General features: G+C 62.7%; 15 protein-coding genes. 9 read left to right on the top strand and 6 right to left on the bottom strand.

Translation table 11 applies throughout. The annotated features are described in order from the left end of the window. Positions 1-699 precede the first annotated feature (699 nt). Both PMI40_RS23885 and PMI40_RS23880 read left to right on the top strand, forming a co-directional pair. Positions 700-1,158, top strand: coding sequence for a hypothetical protein (locus tag PMI40_RS23885; protein ID WP_157221520.1), 459 nt, complete (start codon positions 700-702; stop codon positions 1,156-1,158). A 407-nt stretch (positions 1,159-1,565) separates the two neighbouring features. Then, positions 1,566-1,967, top strand: coding sequence for a hypothetical protein (locus tag PMI40_RS23880; RefSeq protein ID WP_157221519.1), 402 nt, complete (start codon positions 1,566-1,568; stop codon positions 1,965-1,967). A gap of 332 nt (positions 1,968-2,299) precedes the next feature. Here the strand turns inward: PMI40_RS23880 and PMI40_RS12785 are convergent, their stop codons facing one another. From PMI40_RS12785 to PMI40_RS12770, 4 genes are all read right to left on the bottom strand, one after another. Then, entirely contained in the window at positions 2,300-4,726 is a 2,427-nt protein-coding gene (locus PMI40_RS12785) for a catalase (protein WP_008115964.1), read from the bottom strand. 233 nt (positions 4,727-4,959) lie between these two features. Beyond that, the gene (locus PMI40_RS12780; protein ID WP_008115962.1) at positions 4,960-6,399 is read right to left on the bottom strand and encodes a cytochrome c; all 1,440 of its coding nucleotides are present in this window, start codon (positions 6,397-6,399) and stop codon (positions 4,960-4,962) included. Between the two features lies 1 nt (position 6,400). Continuing rightward, the gene (locus PMI40_RS12775; RefSeq protein WP_008115960.1) at positions 6,401-8,032 is read right to left on the bottom strand and encodes a GMC family oxidoreductase; all 1,632 of its coding nucleotides are present in this window, start codon (positions 8,030-8,032) and stop codon (positions 6,401-6,403) included. A gap of 28 nt (positions 8,033-8,060) precedes the next feature. Continuing rightward, complete coding sequence (locus PMI40_RS12770; protein WP_008115959.1) at positions 8,061-8,591, bottom strand: sugar dehydrogenase complex small subunit; 531 nt, start codon at positions 8,589-8,591, stop codon at positions 8,061-8,063. Between the two features lie 366 nt (positions 8,592-8,957). Between PMI40_RS12770 and queE the strand changes: the two genes are divergently transcribed. From queE to ldcA, 4 genes are read left to right on the top strand one after another with little or no spacing between them, the layout of a single operon-like run. Next, positions 8,958-9,593 (top strand): 7-carboxy-7-deazaguanine synthase, encoded by a 636-nt coding sequence (queE, locus tag PMI40_RS12765; protein ID WP_040501997.1) that lies wholly within the window; start codon positions 8,958-8,960, stop codon positions 9,591-9,593. Between the two features lie 12 nt (positions 9,594-9,605). Then, positions 9,606-10,052 (top strand): 6-carboxytetrahydropterin synthase QueD, encoded by a 447-nt coding sequence (gene queD / locus PMI40_RS12760; RefSeq protein ID WP_008115952.1) that lies wholly within the window; start codon positions 9,606-9,608, stop codon positions 10,050-10,052. A 4-nt stretch (positions 10,053-10,056) separates the two neighbouring features. Next, the gene (tadA, locus tag PMI40_RS12755) at positions 10,057-10,593 is read left to right on the top strand and encodes a tRNA adenosine(34) deaminase TadA (RefSeq protein ID WP_008115948.1); all 537 of its coding nucleotides are present in this window, start codon (positions 10,057-10,059) and stop codon (positions 10,591-10,593) included. Next, positions 10,590-11,567 (top strand): muramoyltetrapeptide carboxypeptidase, encoded by a 978-nt coding sequence (ldcA, locus tag PMI40_RS12750; RefSeq protein ID WP_008115947.1) that lies wholly within the window; start codon positions 10,590-10,592, stop codon positions 11,565-11,567. The genes tadA and ldcA overlap by 4 nt, the downstream gene beginning before the upstream one ends. On the opposite strand, the gene PMI40_RS12745 is transcribed toward ldcA, so the two are convergent. Then, complete coding sequence (locus PMI40_RS12745; RefSeq protein WP_008115945.1) at positions 11,554-12,114, bottom strand: DUF1439 domain-containing protein; 561 nt, start codon at positions 12,112-12,114, stop codon at positions 11,554-11,556. The two genes, ldcA and PMI40_RS12745, sit on opposite strands and share 14 nt — an antisense overlap. A 242-nt stretch (positions 12,115-12,356) precedes the next feature. Between PMI40_RS12745 and PMI40_RS12740 the strand changes: the two genes are divergently transcribed. From PMI40_RS12740 to nadC, 3 genes are read left to right on the top strand one after another with little or no spacing between them, the layout of a single operon-like run. After that, on the top strand, positions 12,357-13,955 hold the full coding sequence (locus PMI40_RS12740) for an ABC-F family ATPase (RefSeq protein WP_081496459.1): 1,599 nt from the start codon (positions 12,357-12,359) through the stop codon (positions 13,953-13,955). A gap of 20 nt (positions 13,956-13,975) precedes the next feature. After that, positions 13,976-15,115 (top strand): quinolinate synthase NadA, encoded by a 1,140-nt coding sequence (gene nadA, locus PMI40_RS12735; RefSeq protein ID WP_008115941.1) that lies wholly within the window; start codon positions 13,976-13,978, stop codon positions 15,113-15,115. Next, positions 15,112-16,023, top strand: a complete 912-nt coding sequence (gene nadC, locus PMI40_RS12730) for a carboxylating nicotinate-nucleotide diphosphorylase (protein ID WP_008115939.1) — start codon at positions 15,112-15,114, stop codon at positions 16,021-16,023. Before nadA ends, nadC begins: the two co-directional genes overlap by 4 nt. Positions 16,024-16,101: 78 nt before the next feature. Here nadC and PMI40_RS12725 read toward each other — a convergent pair whose 3' ends face one another. Then, positions 16,102-17,796, bottom strand: a complete 1,695-nt coding sequence (locus tag PMI40_RS12725) for a ShlB/FhaC/HecB family hemolysin secretion/activation protein (protein ID WP_008115937.1) — start codon at positions 17,794-17,796, stop codon at positions 16,102-16,104. Positions 17,797-17,802 lie beyond the last annotated feature (6 nt).

Here is a 17,802-nt window from a genome sequence, read left to right as displayed (position 1 = left end):
AGTAAAGACACAAAAGAGTCCGATTTGATGACTCTATTCTCAGGTCCGTTTAAGTTATTTAAGGAACAGGTGCTATTGCCGGTGCGATCTGAGAAAAATTTGCTTGATGTTTATCTGTCAGATATCCCCCCTTTTGAATGGAAATTTAACACCAGTTATTTTGCTCGCTTTTGCCAAATCGCCTATTTGGTGTCATGTACAAAATCGGGATTTGACTTGGCGGAGCAGCGCGTGTCTGAGTGCTATAGGTTTATGCAAGTATCAGATCTATATGGCGCTAAACTAACAGAGAATTTTTTCCGGGATTTGCTTGAGTCCATTCAAAAGTACAAATAAGAAACAGATCAAATTTTCCCTGTTCAGCCTGTATAGCGCGAATTGTGCTTTCTGCTTTCAGAGTGACGCAATACCCAGATGACTCCATTTATGCAATCCTGGTAATGGCTAGGAGCTATTAATCTCCCCCTTAAAACCAGCGTCGTCAGCAATAAAATATTCTTGACCGAGGAGTTCTACACATGAAGAGATCGAAATTCATAGATAGCCAGAACCTATCGAGGTGTCCGGAATTACTTAACCACCACAGGTGGTCTCGGAGCAGTTTTGGGCGAAGATAAGTTTGAGAGCGGAGCAGTTACAGCGGCCTTCGCGTACATGTTTAATGATATGGCGCATGGCATCCAACAATGTTAGGGAACAATGAGTAAAGCAGGTGCGAGGTTAATCAAGAACTTGACCGAGGCGGGAGCCCCCCTCGATACGGAGGGTGACTCGGCAACTTTTAATTTCACGATATCTCCAGTGAGCTCGTTTGATGTGGATAGTAGATTGATCATTGACTATTCTCAGAAAATGAGACATGCGGCTAGAAAATCAGCTTTCAGCAAAGACTTTTCACTGGCGAGTATCCTGTTAATTCCAGTTGTTCTCAACCCAAGTTTGGCGAAGGTTCAAGGTGCAAAAAGATTCAAAAAGAAAGAAAACTCTTATGCGATAAAGCGAAATATTGATTTTGCGGAATGGCAGTCGGCATCGCAAGCCAAGCGTAAAAAAATCCTTTTGCACTTCATGCGGGGAGTTGTCGGTGACATTCCGTCTAAATATATAAGCGAGCCTGATCGAGAAACACTTCTGCGGACGGTCCTTGATTGCGTTTAATTTATTGTCCAAAGGCGTCATTTTGGAGGGCTCGAAAGGCAGCTAGTTTTTGTGGTTCGATCTAACTGGTCAATTCGTTCTTCGCGAAATTGTTATAAATACTGAATAGTTATCTAGCGCTGTAGTTGCCATGTTTTAGCCTTGTATTCTTTTGCCACTGGCCTGAATTCATAAAAATTTTAACAACATGTATTTGCGGTGTTTGGCTTATACAAACAGCGGCACAGGTTTTCATGGAGGAAACGTGCGATGCAACATCTAGAGGCCAGCTCGATTTGGAACAGCTATAGGACAAATCAGGCGGGCGAGAGGGCGACTGATCTCAGTGGAAGCGTTGGCCAGATAGAAGGTCTTGGGGAAACGGGTAAGATGCCGAACAGTATCTGGCCTGATGGGAGGATTAGGAAATGAGTAAAGCTGAGGCTGACCTTGATTTCACTGCGCTGCTAGCACGTGTTCTGCATCATTGGCCTGAGTCCGTTGATGTTTCGAGGCTGTCTCTACAGATTGGTCGGCCAGATTCATATGTGGTTATTGGCTTGGGAGCGATGGGGGAATCAATAACGGCAGAGCTCGACACTAACACCGATGCTGTTCTTCTAGTCGCACTCTCTGATACCGTTACTTCCGCAATTCGTTCCGCTGCCCAATTCTGTACGATTATCAATCCAAAATTGTTGCGGCCAAATATCGTGCGAGACAACTTTGAAAAGCGATTGCGGCGCACAGTCACGAATCCCGATCTGGGTTGGAAGCGGGAAGGTAATTTGCTAATAGAACGCTATTTTTCAATAAACAAGCGGTCGTGATGTTGGCATGCTGCTCGGCCTTAAGCATGTTTGCCAAGAAATGTGTCGGATCGTTTTTGGGGACATTGATTATTTTCTCTCTGTAGCGCTGGCGGGATTTTTATAGCGTTTTGAGGAGGTTGGATCAGCAAGGCTGATCGTACTATAAGTATGCAAACAACTCGCAGATCATTACCTTATCGATAGTTGATCAGGCACTTGGTGTGAAGACCCTGGCTGAGGTACCTGCATTAGCCGCATAGATTGAAGAGGTTTGGCTGGATCATTACACACACGGTTCCGCTACCATGGAGGTAGCGGAACCGCGACCGATCAAGCGCTACAACAGCCGATCAGGCCAGCGCTTCTCGTCCCAGTTCGCGCGGTCCGGCCAGGGCGGTCACGAACTGGGCCAGCAATTCCGGCAGGTCTGCCGCTTCGCCGATGACCAGCGACATATCGTCATCGCCATTGGGCAGTACATCCGGCAAGCCAGCCTCGTCGATGATGGCCGTGGCGCTGCCCAGTGCCAGCAGTGGCTTGCAGTGGCGGTACTGGTCGCGCACGAATTCGGCTACCTGCGGGTCGGCCGCCAGCAGCGTCGATGCCTGTTCACCATCCGGCAGTACCACCGCATCGTAGAGCACCGAAGGTCCTGCCGAGACGGTGATCTCGGCTTGCAGCTGCTTGCCTTGCGATGTGTTGACAGGGCCCAGCTTCTGGCCCACCAGGCGCGGCACCGCACCTTCCTTCAACAAATGCTCATAGATGGTGGTGATGCCGGCGTCATCGACGCCATCGGCCACCAGGATCGCCACGCGCCGCGTGGCAATGCCTTCCTCGCCCGGGTAGGAGGTCAGCGACAAGGGCGGGGACTCGGTGTAGTCGGCCTGCGCCGGAACCAGCACCGGGGCTGCCTTGGGGACCGCAAATCCGAGGCCGTCGGCCACCTGTTGCGCCAGCGTGGCGTCCACATTGACCAGCAACGACACCACGCGCTCGCGCACCGCCGGGGTCTGCACCCGGGTCAGCTCGAAGCGGAAGGCGTTGATGATGTGCATCTGCTCGGCCGGTGTCTGGCTCTTCCAGAACAGCGTGGCCTGCGAGTAATGGTCGGCGAATTTCTCGGGCTTGGCGCGGGTCTTGTCGCCCTCTACCGGCTGCGGGAAGCTGTGGAAGCCGGCAGCACCCGCCTGGAACGGGCAACCGCCGCCCAGCGAGTTAGGCTCGTACGACACGCGACCGCGATTGATCGTCTGGCGGTGCATGCCGTCGCGCTGGTTGTTGTGCACGGCGCGCAGTGGCGAGTTGATCGGCAGCTCGTGGAAGTTGACGCCGCCCAGCCGGCTGATCTGGGTGTCGAGGTAGGAGTGGATGCGCCCTTGCAGCAGCGGGTCGTTGGTGAAGTCGATGCCCGGCACGATGTGGGCGGTGCAGAAGGCCACTTGCTCGGTCTCGGCAAAGAAGTTGTCCGGGTTGCGGTTCAGCACCATGCGCCCGACCGGCACCACCGGCACCAGCTCTTGCGGCACGATCTTGGTCGGGTCGAGGATGTCGAACGGCATGGCCTCGGCTTCTTCTTCCGAGAACACTTGCAGGCCCAGCTCCCATTCGGGGGCGGCACCGGCTTCGATCGCTTCCCACAGGTCGCGGCGGTGGTAGTCGGGATCGGCGCCGCCGATCTTGACGGCTTCGTCCCAGATCAGCGAATGGGTACCGGCTTTCGGGGTCCAGTGGAACTTGCAGAATACGGACCGGCCTTCGGCGTTGACCAGGCGGAAGGTATGCACGCCGAAACCTTGCATCATCCGATAGCTGCGCGGGATCGCGCGGTCCGACATCTGCCACAGCAGCATGTGGGTCGACTCGGGCATGAGCGAGACGAAATCCCAGAAGGTGTCATGGGCGCTGGACGCCTGCGGCATGCCGAAATGCGGTTCCGGCTTCAGGGCATGCACCAGGTCGGGAAACTTCATGGCGTCCTGGATGAAGAACACCGGGATGTTGTTGCCCACCAGGTCCCAATTGCCTTGGTCGGTGTAGAACTTGACGGCAAAGCCGCGTACGTCGCGCACCGTGTCGGCCGATCCGGCGCCGCCGGCCACGGTCGAAAAGCGTGCAAATACCGGGGTGCGCTTGCCATCTTCGGCGAACGGCGCGGCACAGGTGATGTCGGTCAGCGCCCGATAGCACTCGAAGTAACCATGCGCGGCCGAACCGCGCGCATGCACCACGCGTTCGGGGATGCGCTCGTGGTCGAAGTGGGTGATCTTCTCGCGCAGCAGAAAATCTTCCATCGCGGTCGGGCCCCGCAAGCCGAGCTTGAGCGAATTCTGGTTGTCGGCGATCGGCACGCCCTGGTTGCTGGTAAGGGCTTGCTCGCTGTCGTCGGCGCGCACGCGGTCGAGCGAGGCGGCCAGCGCATTGACGCCGGGCGTCGGCGTGCCATCCCCGACCTTGTCCGAGGCCTCGGCTTCGCTGACGGTGGAACCGGTCACCACCGGCGAAGGTGCGGGCACGGTGGCGCCGGCGGGCGCGATGGCGTTTTCAGCGCCATATTCGCCGGGCTTGTTGGCGTTGGCTTCCTGGGCCGCGGCCAGCGCATTGGTGCCGGTGATCTTTTGCAGCAGGGCCGTGGGCGAGCGTTCGCCCGCCGAAAAGGGGGCCTTGCCGTCGGCCGGGCCCGATACGGTGCTCAGCAGCGAACCGGAACCGGGCGCGGTTTTATTATTCTTGGCGGGGGTTTTTGATGCGGGGGCGTTCTCTTTCTTGGTCGGCATGGCGGACTTTCATCGGTGGCTTTGCGGGGGAGGGGACTGATTGGCCTGAACGTGGCGTACAGGCGTACAGAGCACCGCTAGCATAGGGAAGCCACCGGCCGATAAAAATAGGAGCTTTCCGGCACCCGGTGTCAGATGAGATGAAGATGAGCTGTTTTGCCGCTGCCCAAAAAAAACGCCGTTGCGAACCAGTCGCAACGGCGCATCTCGCCGTGCCGTCGTGGCAGTTGGTCCTACTTCCAGTCGTCTTCGTTGATCGGGCGCACACGCTTCTTGCGCGCCAGCAGCCACACCAGCAGTGCCAGCACCAGGAGGGCGCCGACCGCCATGCCGATGCGCGCTGCCAGCAGCAGGCTGGAGCGGGGCCCACCCTGGCGGATCACCTCGACCTCGCGGGGCGTGACCTTTACGCCGGCATTGCCGTAGTACTTCAGCACGTAGTTCGACAGCGCCGCCACATCATCGTTGCTCAGGGAATTGAGGGCGTTGGGCTGGTTGCCGAAGGGCGGCATGAACACGTGGCCGCCACTGTCGGTGTCGCGCTCGACACCATACAGGATGGTGGCGATCAGGTTATTGGGATTGACCCCGGCGGTCGCCGAGTTCCTGTACAGGCTCGGGTAGTAGCCGTCCTTGGTGCCCTGGCCGTTATAGCCGTGGCATGACGCGCAGCTGGCCGAGAAGATCCGCGCGCCGGGCACCTCTTCATCGGTGGCCGCGCCGGTTGGCATGCCCCGGAAACCGGCCAGCGCATTGCCGGCCTTGCCCTGCTCGAAGCGGTTGCCCCGGGCCTGGCCCTGGTCGTCGCCGATGGCCGGCCGGTCGCGGATGTAGACGGCGATGGCCTGCAGGTCGTCGTCGGTGAGATGGCTGAAACTGTGGGTGATGGCTTCGGCCATGCTGCCGGCGGCTTGCGCCTTGCCCTCGACGCGCCCGGTCTTGAGGTAGCTCACCAGCTCGGCCTGGCTCCACGATCCGATGCCGCTGGTCTTGTGGGGCGTGATGTTGGGCGCATACCAAGGGCCGACCTGGGCCCCGGAAAGCTGCAGGTCGAGATTTTCCTGCATCAGCAAGCCGCGTGGGGTGTGGCAGGTGCTGCAATGCGCGGGGCCTTCGGCCAGGTAGCGTCCGCGCAACCATTGTTCGCTACGGCCGTCGGCCGGCGGCAGCGGCTTGTCATTGAGGAACAGCGCATTCCACCCGCGCATCGATGTGCGGATGTTCATCGGGAAGGGCAGGCGGGTCTCGGCCGTGGCCTGGTCCACCGGCGCCACCGCCTTCATGAAGTACCGGTACAGCGCGTGGATGTCGGCATCGGTCATGACCGAATAGGCGGTGTAGGGCATCGCCGGATACAGCCTGGCGCCATCGGCACGCACGCCCCGGCGCAAGGCGTCGGCAAATTGCGTCTCGGTATAGTTGCCGATGCCGAACTGCTTCGAGGGCGTGATATTGGTGGCCACGATCGTGCCCACCGGTGATGCGATGGGGGTGCCACCGGCCATCGGCTTGCCGCGTGGCGCGGTGTGGCAGGCGATGCAGTCCGACGCCACCGCCAGGTAGCGGCCGCGTTCGATGACGGCGCGCTCGGCGTCGCTGGCGGTATCGGCCTGGGCGGTCAGGGCCGCGGTGCAGAACAGGGCGGCCAGGAGGGAGTTCGTTAGTGTCTTCATCTCAGGCCTTGCGCATCTGGCGCACGATGGCGTCGGCCGCTTTCAGGCCCAGCGCTGCCATGCTGATGGTGCTGTTGCCGCAGGCGGTGCTGGCCATGGCGCCGCCGCCCGGAAGAAACAGGTTCTGGTGGTCATAGGCGCGGCATTCGGCGTCGACCACCGAATTGGCCGGATCGGTGCCCATGATGGTGCCGCCCATGATGTGCTTGCTCTGCGCAAACTTGGGACTGACCTTGATATCGATGGCGCCCATCGCCTCGGCGATGCGCTTGCCGATCGGCAACGAGTAGGTCTCGGCCGAGCGCCGGGTGTAGTCGCCCACATCGTAGTGGATGGCCGGGCGCGGCAGGCCCAGCCAGTCTTTCCTGGACGACAGGGTCAGGCGGTTGTCGGGATCGGGCAAGACCTCGTGGGCCAGCACGATGTCGGCGGTGCAGCCGGACATGCGGCGGATTTCCTCGTCCAGCGCACGTCCCACCAGGCCCTTCTTCAAGGCGCCGAAGGTGACGAAGCGGTTGCGGGCGAAGTTGTTATAGCGGAAGTAGGCGCCGGCATGCTCGGAGCGGAAGTCGCCTTGCGAGGTTTCCATGATGCCGCTGTTGACCACCGGGCCCACGCCCGACCAGTACGGCTCGGATAGCGTCAGGGTCATCGTCAGCTGCGGGTGGTCCATCATGTTGCGACCGACCTGGTCGGAGCTGTTGGCCAGGCCGCGCGTGTTGCGGCTGTTGGCCGACATCAGCAGCAGCTTGGGGGTTTCGATGCCATTGCAGGCCAGCACGAAGATCTTGCCGCTGATGCGGTGGGTCTGCTTGTTGGCATCGAAGTAGTTGACTGCCTCGACCTGGTTGCGGGCATCGGTGTCGACCCGGTACACCACGGCATCGGTGAGGATGGTGGCGCCCTTGGCTTCCAGTCGCCCCAGCGCGGTGGCCGCGTCGTACTTGGCGCCGACCGGGCACACCGGCACGCAGTTGTTGTTGGCGCAGCAGGCAGGGCGGTCGTCGTAGGGCATGCCGCTGTTGCGGGCCTGGGCGGTCGGGATGTTGCGATAGCCGAGCGCCTTGACCACCTCGGTGAAGCGTTGTTCGCCGGGGCTGAAGGGCAGGGCCGGCATCGGGTAGGGCTGCGAGCGCTGGGGCGGCCATTGCAATTGGGGATCGGACGGACCGCAGATGCCCAGCTTGTGTTCCACGCGGGTGTAGTAGGGTTCCAGTTCGTCATAGCCGAAGGCCCAGTCGCGGCCCACGCCATAGCGCGAATGCAGGCGCATGTCGTCCGGCGTGAGGCGCCAGCAGGTGCCGGCCCAGTGCCAGGTCGAGCCGCCGGCGTAGCGGATGAAGGTCTGGGCGTACTTGTCGGGGCCGGTCAGTTCCAGGTACTGGTCTTCCGGTTTGTCGCTCGAAGGCATCGGGTGCGGCGCCCAGGGACGGGGCGGGTAGCACGACGACGGATCGCCCTTGAGCGCCAGCGGCAGGTTGCGGAAGTTCTCGACGATCTCCGAGCGTGCCACGCGCGGGCCGGCCTCCAGCATCAGGACCGAGATGCCGGCGTCGAGCAGTTGTTCTGCGATCAGGACCCCGACCACGCCAGTGCCGACGATAATGACGTCGGCGTTGCTATTGCTGTTCATACGAATTGACTCGGGCTGTAAAGTGCGTTCAGAAGCGCGGCATGTCTGCCAGCGCCACGGTAACCTGGCTCCAGCGGTTGGGCCCGCTGAGGCCGTACGATGGAATGGCCACCACGTCGGCCGTGGTCTGGTAGGTCAGGGCCTGTTCGTAGGTAAACACCCGGGCGTCGCGCTTGGCCGACGAACTGCCGGTGTACCAGCAGAAGATGATCCAGTGCGCCAGCGTCTGCAGCGGGCCTTCGGGGATATCGCCAAAGAAGTCTTCCACCACCACCGCCTTGCGCGCCTCGGCGATGCCGATGAGCTGGCTCATCATGGCCGGCAGGCCGGTGTGTTCCTGCGTGGCCACGGCCAGGATGCGCGCGCCCACGGCCGGGTCGAGGCGGTGATTGACCAGCAGGTTGGACAGGCGCATGAACTGCGCCTGCAAGGCCGCGTCTTCTTGCGGCACGGCCCACGAGGGCAGGCTCGACAGGGCAACGTAGCTGCCCAGCAGGGTGATTCCGCCGAGCAGCAGGCTGCGGCGCGACATCGTCATTTTCTTGCTGATCTGATTCATTGGCTTACTGGCATCCTTGCATTACTTGGCGAGGTAATTGGCGGCGAATGCTAACAGGGATTGATCGATGCTGCCGTCCTGGCGTTGCAAACGGGCGTCATCACGGGCATGGACATGGCTGCAGAGCGGCATATCGGCCCTGTGCGTCGGGAATCCGACCATTGCCGCCGTGACATCATCGACTGGCCAAAAACAACAGCACAGCGACGGTGTCGGTGCCCGCCGGCTGCATGGGCGCGCCCGAGCGGCTATAATGCCGCCCTTGGGCGGTCGAGAAACCTGCCCCGATATCGGTCGCTTGCGATGATATCGGCGTGGCCGACTGCTGTTTTCTTTCGGGCCCGTTCGCGGCGCCACTCCACTATCGTGACCTACAGCATCAAAGAAATCTTCTATACCCTGCAAGGCGAGGGCGCCCATGCGGGCCGTCCTGCCGTGTTCTGCCGTTTTTCGGGTTGCAACCTGTGGACCGGGCGCGAGCAGGACCGCGCCAGCGCCACCTGCCGTTTCTGCGACACCGATTTCGTCGGCACCGACGGCGAGAACGGCGGCAAGTTCAAGTCGGCCAGCGCGCTGGCGGCGATGATCGACAGCCTCTGGCCGGCCAGCTATGCACCCAGCAAGTACGTGGTCTTCACCGGCGGCGAGCCATTGCTGCAACTGGACGGCCCGCTGATCGAGGCGATGCACGCGGTCGGCTTCGAGATTGCCATCGAGACCAATGGCACCATTGCCGTGCCCGAGGGCGTGGACTGGATCTGCGTCAGTCCCAAGATGGGAGCCGAGCTCAAGGTCACCCGTGGCAGCGAACTGAAGGTGGTGGTGCCGCAGGCCGGCCAGCCGCTGGCCGACTACGAGAAGCTGGATTTCGCCCACTTCCTGCTGCAACCGATGGATGGTCCCGACGCCGCCGCCAATACCACCATGGCCATCCAGATGGTCAAGGACAACCCGAAGTGGAAGCTGAGCATCCAGACCCACAAGCTGCTGCAGATTCCCTGATCCAGACCCTTCATGCTCACCATTACCCGCAAACTCGAATTCGATGCCGGTCACCGCATCCCCGACCACAAGAGCCAGTGCCGCAACCTGCATGGCCATCGCTATACGCTCGAGATCACCCTGACCGGTGCCGTGATCGATATCGAGGGCAATTCCGACAACGGCATGATCATGGACTTTTCCGATATCAAGGCGCTGGCCAAGCAGCACCTGGTCGATGTCTGGGACCACGCATTCCTGGTATACGAGAAAGACCGGCCGGTGCGCGACTTCCTGGCCAGTTTGCCGGGGCACAAGACGGTGGTGATCGACAGCATCCCGACCGTCGAGAACCTGGCACGCACCGCCTTCAACATTCTCAAGGCGGCCTACCAGGACCGCTACGGCACCGGCCTGCACCTGCAGAAGGTGGTGCTGCACGAAACGCCCAATTGCTGGGCCGAAGTCACTTCCGACTAGGACCATGAGCGAACTGCCTCAGGCCGTCGGGCCCGACGAGTTGCGCCACATGGCCGCCGCGCTGGAACAGGCCCATCGCGCCTGGGCGCTGGGCGAGGTGCCGGTGGGCGCGGTGGTGGTCAAGGATGGCGAAGTCATCGGCGTCGGTTTCAACCATCCCATCGGACGCCACGATCCGACCGCCCACGCCGAGATCATGGCGCTGCGCCAGGCGGCCGAGAAGCTGGGCAACTACCGGCTGCCGGGTTGCGAATTGTATGTGACGCTGGAACCCTGCGTGATGTGCTCCGGGGCCATGATGCATGCCCGCCTGGAGCGGGTGGTCTATGGCGCGACCGACCCCAAGACCGGGGCCTGCGGCTCGGTGGTGAACCTGTTCCAGCACGAGCAGCTCAATCACCATACGGCGCTCAAGGGCGGCGTGATGGAACAGGAATGCGGGCAGCTGCTGCGCGACTTCTTCGCCATGCGTCGCGCGCAATCGAAGCAGCAGCGACAGCTCGCCGCCAGTGGTGACCAACACGAGGACGCACGGCCATGACCCGATCCGCAGACAGCCCCGCCATGCTGGCGCCGCCCGGCACCCACGTTGCCATCGTAGCGCCCAGCGGTTATGCGCCCGACCCGGCCGCGGTCGACCGCGGCGTGGCCTTGCTCGAGGCGATGGGTTGCACCGTGAGCAACTATTATCGGCACGAGCAGCGCTACCTGCGCTTCGGCGCCAGCGATGCCGCGCGGGCGGCGCAGCTGATGGCCGCGGCCGCCGATCCGCAGGTGCAGGTGATCCTGGCGCTGCGCGGCTCGTACGGGGTCTCGCGCATCCTGCCGCTGCTCGAGCTCGATACCCTGGCCGCCAGCGGCAAGCTGGTGGTCGGCTACAGCGATATCACGGCGCTGCACCTGGCCTTGCTCAAGGCCGGCGCGAGCAGCTTCGCCGGCCCCATGCTCAATGGCGACTTCGGCGCGACCGAGCCGCAGTGGGACGCGCTGCGCCAGTTCTGGAACACGCTGCGTTCGCCCGGGGTGAGCATCGATTCGCATCGCGGCGGCAGCGCGGGCGACCGCAGTACCGATCCCGACAGCCCCGCGCTGCAATGCGAGGGCATGCTGTGGGGTGGCAACCTGGCCATGGTGGCGCACCTGGTCGGCAGCCCCTGGATGCCGCAGGTGGAGGGCGGGGTGCTGTTCCTGGAAGACGTGAACGAACATCCGTTCAGGGTCGAGCGCATGCTGCTGCAACTGGAGCATGCCGGCATCCTGGCGCGCCAGCAGGCCATCGTGCTGGGCGACTTTGCCAGCTACCGACTGGCCGAGATCGACAATGGCTATAACTTTGCCGAGATGCTGGCGTTCTTGCGCGCTCGCATCGCCACGCCCATCGTCACCGGCCTGCCTTTCGGCCACGTGCGCGACCTGGTGACGCTGCCGGTGGGCGGCCATGCCGTCCTCGACAGTCGCGGCGCCGACGGTTTCACCTTGACCCTGTCGGGTTATCCGACCCTTACTGCTCGATGATCTCGACCTTCACGGCGTCCTGGATCACCGTGATCTTGCCGGGTTCGAAGCGCTTGCCGTTCATCTGCAACTGCTCGGGCGTGAATGTGTAGACGGCATAGTCGCGCAGTAGCTGGTCGGCGGCGGCATTGCCCAGCGCGCTCAACTGCTGGGCGTACTGCGGCGGCACGTCTTTCGAATCGACATTGTCGACCCGGGGCGCGTCCAGGCGCAGCGAGCGCGACGGCGCGTCGTACTTGAAGCCGCTGCTCATGGTCAGCACCGCGTTGACCGGGCGCGACAACAGCCATTGGTTGGCGATCTGGGCATCGACCACCGTGCTGAGCCGGTTGTTGGGCGCATCCATGGCCAGCCGCGGATTGCTCAAGGTCACGTCGAACAGGTCCATGTACTTCAATTTGCGGGGGAACTGCGGCGCGATCGCGCCCTGCAGGTCCTGCCGGGACAGCGTGTATTCGTTGGTCCAGACGTTGTAGGCCGCTTGGGCGCCGTGGGCCAGGCCCAGCGCCAGCACGGCCGTGCCGATCAGTGTTGTGCTTGTTTTCATGCGTCGAGGGTGGAGGCTGCAAAGCAGCTTGGAGCGCCGGGGCTCCGTTAAAATCCCGCCATTGTAGTGCGTATGGCAGCATCGATTGCCGTGCGGAAATAAAATGGGCGACTTGCCCGCCAGGCAAGCCGGGGCCGGCTCGCGATGGTAAGATGCAGGGTTTCGCGCGCGTGGTGGCAGATCGGGGCAGTGCCGGTCATGGCCGCATCCGCGCCAGTTTCAATTCAGAAAAAGGTTTCGCAGTGCTTTCAACAGCCAATATCACGATGCAGTTCGGCGCCAAGCCGTTGTTTGAAAACATTTCCGTCAAGTTCGGCGACGGCAACCGGTATGGCCTGATCGGCGCCAACGGCTGCGGCAAGTCGACCTTCATGAAGATCCTGGGCGGCGACCTCGAACCCAGTGGCGGCAATGTCAGCCTCGACACCAACGAACGGCTGGGCAAATTGCGCCAGGACCAGTTCGCCTTCGAGGAAATGCGGGTGCTCGACGTGGTCATGATGGGACACGTCGAGATGTGGGCCGCCATGAGCGAGCGCGACGCCATCTATGCCAACCCGGACGCGACCGACGACGACTACATGAAGGCGGCCGACCTGGAAGCCAAGTTCGCCGAATACGACGGCTATACCGCCGAAGCGCGCGCCGGCGAGCTGTTGCTGGGCGTGGGCGTGCCCATCGAGCAGCACAGCGGCCCCATGAGCAACGTGGCGCCCGGCTGGAAGCTGCGCGTGCTGCTGGCGCAGGCGCTGTTCTCGAACCCCGATATCCTGCTGCTGGACGAACCGACCAACAACCTGGACATCGACACCATCCGCTGGCTGGAAGACGTGCTCAACGAGCGCAATTCCACGATGATCATCATTTCCCACGATCGCCACTTCCTGAACCAGGTCTGTACCCACATGGCCGACATGGACTACGGCACGCTGAAGGTCTACCCGGGCAACTACGACGAATACATGCTGGCGTCGTCGCAGGCGCGCGCGCAGCAACTGGCGGTCAACGCCAAGGCCAAGGAAAAGGTCGCCGAACTGCAGGACTTCGTGCGCCGCTTCTCGGCCAACAAGTCCAAGGCGCGCCAGGCCACCTCGCGTGCCAAGCAGATCGACAAGATCAAGGTCGAGGACGTCAAGCCGTCGTCGCGGGTCAACCCCTACGTGCGCTTCGAGGGCGAGAAGAAGCTGCACCGCCTGGCGGTGGAAACGCAGGCCATCGGCAAGTCCTATGACCGTCCGATCTTCAAGGACTTCAGCATCATGGTCGAGGCCGGCGAGAAGATCGCCATCATCGGTGCCAACGGCGCCGGCAAGACCACGCTGCTGCGCTGCATCGGTGGCGACGTGGCCGGCCTGCATCCCGACCACGGCGTGGTCAAGTGGGCCGAGAACGCCGATGTCGGCTACATGCCCCAGGATCCGACCGAGCAGTTCGCCGCCGGCGAGATCCTCACCGACTGGATGGGCCAGTGGACCCAGGAAGGCGACGACGACCAGGCGGTGCGCTCCATCCTCGGTCGCCTGCTGTTCTCGGGCGACGACGTGAAGAAATCGGTCAAGGTGCTCTCGGGCGGCGAAAAGGGCCGCATGATGTACGGAAAGCTGATGCTGGGCCGTCACAACGTGCTGCTGATGGACGAGCCCACCAACCACATGGACATGGAATCGATCGAGTCGCTCAACATCGCCCTCGACAAGTATGCCGGCACCTTGATCTTTGTGTCGCATGACCGTGAATTCGTGTCGTCCCTGGCGACCCGCATCCTGGTGGTCAAGGAAGACGAGATCGTCGACTTCCGTGGCAACTACGAAGACTACCTGGCCAGCCAGGGTATCCAGTAACCCCAACGCACACTCCCGCCATGCACGCAACCGCAAGCAAGGTCGTCCAATACGAACGGCCGCAGATGGAGACCGGCGGCAGCTGCACCGCCAACGCCTGGGCGCGCGTCCCACCGACACCGGGCGCGGCCGAGCGGGCCGACCTGAAGGCCCGCATCAAGGCCTTGCTCAAGCAGAAGCAGGCGGTGCTGGTGGCGCATTATTACGTCGATCCGGACCTGCAGGACCTGGCCGAGGAAACCGGCGGCTGCGTGTCGGATTCGCTGGAAATGGCCCGCTTCGGGCGCGACCACGCGGCCACCACGCTGGTGGTGGCGGGGGTACGCTTCATGGGCGAGACGGCCAAGATCCTGAGTCCGGAAAAACGCATCCTGATGCCCGACCTGGACGCCACCTGTTCGCTCGACCTGGGATGCCCGGCCGATGAGTTCGCCGCCTTCTGCGACGCCCATCCCGATCGCACGGTGGTGGTCTATGCCAATACCAGTGCCGCGGTCAAGGCACGTGCCGACTGGATGGTAACCTCGTCGATCGGCCTGGAGATCGTGCAGCACCTGCACCAGCAGGGCAAGAAGATCCTGTGGGCGCCCGACAAGCACCTGGGCAGCTATATCCAGCAGCAGACCGGCGCCGACATGCTGTTGTGGCAAGGGTCGTGCCTGGTGCACGACGAATTCAAGGGGGGCGAGCTGGAACTGATGCGCGCCGAACACCCCGAGGCGCTGGTGCTGGTGCATCCCGAATCGCCGGCGGCGGTGGTAGCGCAGGCCGATGTGGTCGGTTCGACCTCGCAGCTGATCGCTGCGGTGCAGGCGTCCAGCGCGCCGTCGTTCATCGTCGCCACCGACAACGGCATCCTGCACAAGATGCGCCTGGCTGCGCCAGGCAAGCTATTCATCGACGCCCCCACGGCCGGCAACAGTGCGACATGCAAGAGTTGCGCGCACTGCCCGTGGATGGCGATGAACGGTCTGCAGAACCTGTTGCAGGTGCTGCAGAGCGGAGCCAACGAAATCGTCGTCGATCCAGCCGTCGGCCGTCGCGCCGTGCTGTGCATCGACCGCATGCTGGATTTCGCAGCCAACAGGAAAGCCAATGTGCGCCCCGGCGCGCGGCTTGAAGACGAACAGCAACTGTTTGCAGGAATCGGCCCGGCATGACAACCCTCCACGCCATCAAGACCAGCCCCAGCATCACCGTGGCCAGCAACTTGAACAATCCCTTTGCGCCCTTCGATGCGGCCTTGCTCGCGGCCTTCGACGCCAATGTCAACCAGGCCATCGCCGAAGACGTCGGCGACGGTGATTTCACCGGCATGCTGGTGCCCGAGCACGAATTCGTCACGGCCCGCGTGATCGTGCGCGAAGCCGCCGTGCTGTGCGGTGCGCCCTGGTTCGAGGCGGTGATGACCCGGCTCGATCCGCGCCTGCAGGTAGGCTGGCGTCATGCCGAAGGCGACCTGATGGCGGCCGACAGCGAGGTCTGTATCATCGAAGGTCCGGCGCGCGCCTTGCTCACCGCCGAACGCGGTGCACTCAACTTCTTGCAGCTGCTGTCGGGCGTGGCCAGTGCCACGCGGCGCTACGTCGACGTCGTCGCCGGCACCGGCGCCAGCATCCTCGATACCCGCAAGACCTTGCCGGGCCTGCGCCTGGCGCAGAAGTACGCGGTCCGGGTGGGGGGCGGCGCCAATCAGCGCCTGGCCCTGTACGACGGCATCCTGATCAAGGAAAACCACATCGCCGCCGCCGGTGGCATCAGCGCCGCCATGGCCGCCGCCCACAAGCTCGACGCCGGGGTGGCGATCCAGGTCGAGGTGGAGAGCATCGGCGAGTTGCAGGAAGCCCTGGGCGCCGGCGCCGTGTCGATCCTGCTGGATAACTTCTCGCTGGAGATGATGCGCGAGGCGGTGGCGGTCAATGCCGGGCGTGCGCTGCTGGAAGCGTCGGGGGGCATCAGCCTCGATACCGTGCGCGCGATTGCAGAAACCGGGGTTGAACGGATCTCGATCGGCAGCCTGACCAAGGATATCCGGGCTGCCGATTTTTCGTTGCGCATCGTCCGCTAACGCGACCTATCGGGTCGATCGGGCAATCGTCGCTCACGCTTGGCCAGGCCCGGGATTGCCGGCAGCGCATGGCCGCGCTCAGAAGGTCTTGCCAAGCGTCAGCCAGGCGCGGGCGCTGGCGGGGGCAGCCACGGTGGAGGGATGAGCGCCAATGGAGGTCGCCACCGACAAGGCCGCCTTCCACGAATCGGGGCCATCCCAGTTCAGTCCGGCGCCAATGCCGGAGAGGCTGACGCTGTTTTCACCGCTGCTCCACGGATGGCGATTGATCCTGACCCGCGCGCTGTCGATGAAGGCCACCGTCTGCAACTTGCCCGGCATCGACAAGCCCAGGTCGTGGCGCCATTCCAGCGTGCCATAGGCGCCGGTGTCACCCGAGACCGCGCCGATATCGTAGGCGCGCACCGTGTAGGGGCCGCCCACCGTCATTTTCTCGGCCGAGTCCAGATTGCCGTCCGACCACTGCAGCGCGGCATTGAAATAGACGATATCCCTGTTACCCAACGCCTGCAGCCGCGAGAAGTTCAGGTTCCATTTGGAGAAACTGCCGCGCGTGCGGGCCGAGGCCGCATCCGCCGTTTGCGCTGCCGTGTCGTCGAAATCGACGCGGCCAATGGTCCACCCCAGGCTCCAGATGCTGATGCCGCCGGCCAGGATACTGTCGCGCCTATCGCCATTGAGGCTCAGCACCCAATTGTCCAGGTGACGATCCGTATGTGTGCCGCCGGCATCGATGCTGTCGCGCAGCTGCTTGGCATCGAGTTGCGCCTGCGCATAGATATTGGCCTGGCGACTGCGCAGCAGGGGCTGGCGCAGCCAGGCGCTGGCCACCCCGGCCGTGCCATGCGCACCCAGCGCATCGACGCTGCCACCGAGCCGGTAATGCACGAACGAATAGGCCACGCCTGCGTGCGTGCCGAGGCCATTGATCAGGGTGTCATACCCAAGCCGCGCAAATTGCATGCCTTCACCGGAACTGACTGCCGACAGGCTCAGTACATCGCCGTGGTGAAACGGATTGACCAGGTTCAGGTTGCCGCTGGCCCGCATCCGTCCGACATAGCGGTTGCCGTAATTGTCGAGCGCCGCATTGGCCAGTGCCACCGGCGCGCGCGCCAGTTCCAGCGCCAGGTCGGAAGTGCCGACGGCAGCGCCCGGCTTGAGCACGGCGTTCACCCCCACGCCCGGTATGTCCGACAGCAGCAGCAACGTGCGGTCGAGATGGCGTTCGTCGATCACCTGGCCGGGCTGCAGGGAAGCTGCTGTTGCCTGCACCAGCGCGTCGCTGACCTCGCTACGATTGTCCACGTCGATGCGGCCGTAGCGCGCCTCGACCACCTGGATCACCACCACACCGGCGCTGATGGTCTGGGCCGGGATCAGCGCGCGCGCCAGCGGAAAGCCGTGACGCTGGTAGAAGTCGGTGATGCGTGCGGCTGCTTCTTCGAGCTGCGCCAGTGTGCGCTGTCTTGCTTGCTGGTCCGCCACCAGCGCGTGCAGCACGTCGGTGGCGAATTCGGTATTGCCGGTGATGCGGATCTCTCGCACCTCGAACGGCGCCGTCGCCGGCCCCCCGGTGGCATTCTTCGGTTCGATTTGCAGGGCCGGCCGGCCGGATTGCGGCGTGGGCGGCACCGACGGCTGCAACTGCTGCAGGATCGCGCCCGCATCGGGTGTGACCACCGGGCCGGCGGCATGCGCTTCGAGGGCGGCCAGCAGCAATGCGGCCAGTGTCGTTTTGGGGAAGGACGGCAACAGGTCTGCGATTGTCATGAATGG

Source organism: Herbaspirillum sp. YR522 (assembly GCF_000282575.1).
GTDB lineage: Bacteria > Pseudomonadota > Gammaproteobacteria > Burkholderiales > Burkholderiaceae_D > Herbaspirillum.
This window is presented reverse-complemented; position numbering and strand designations above follow the sequence as displayed.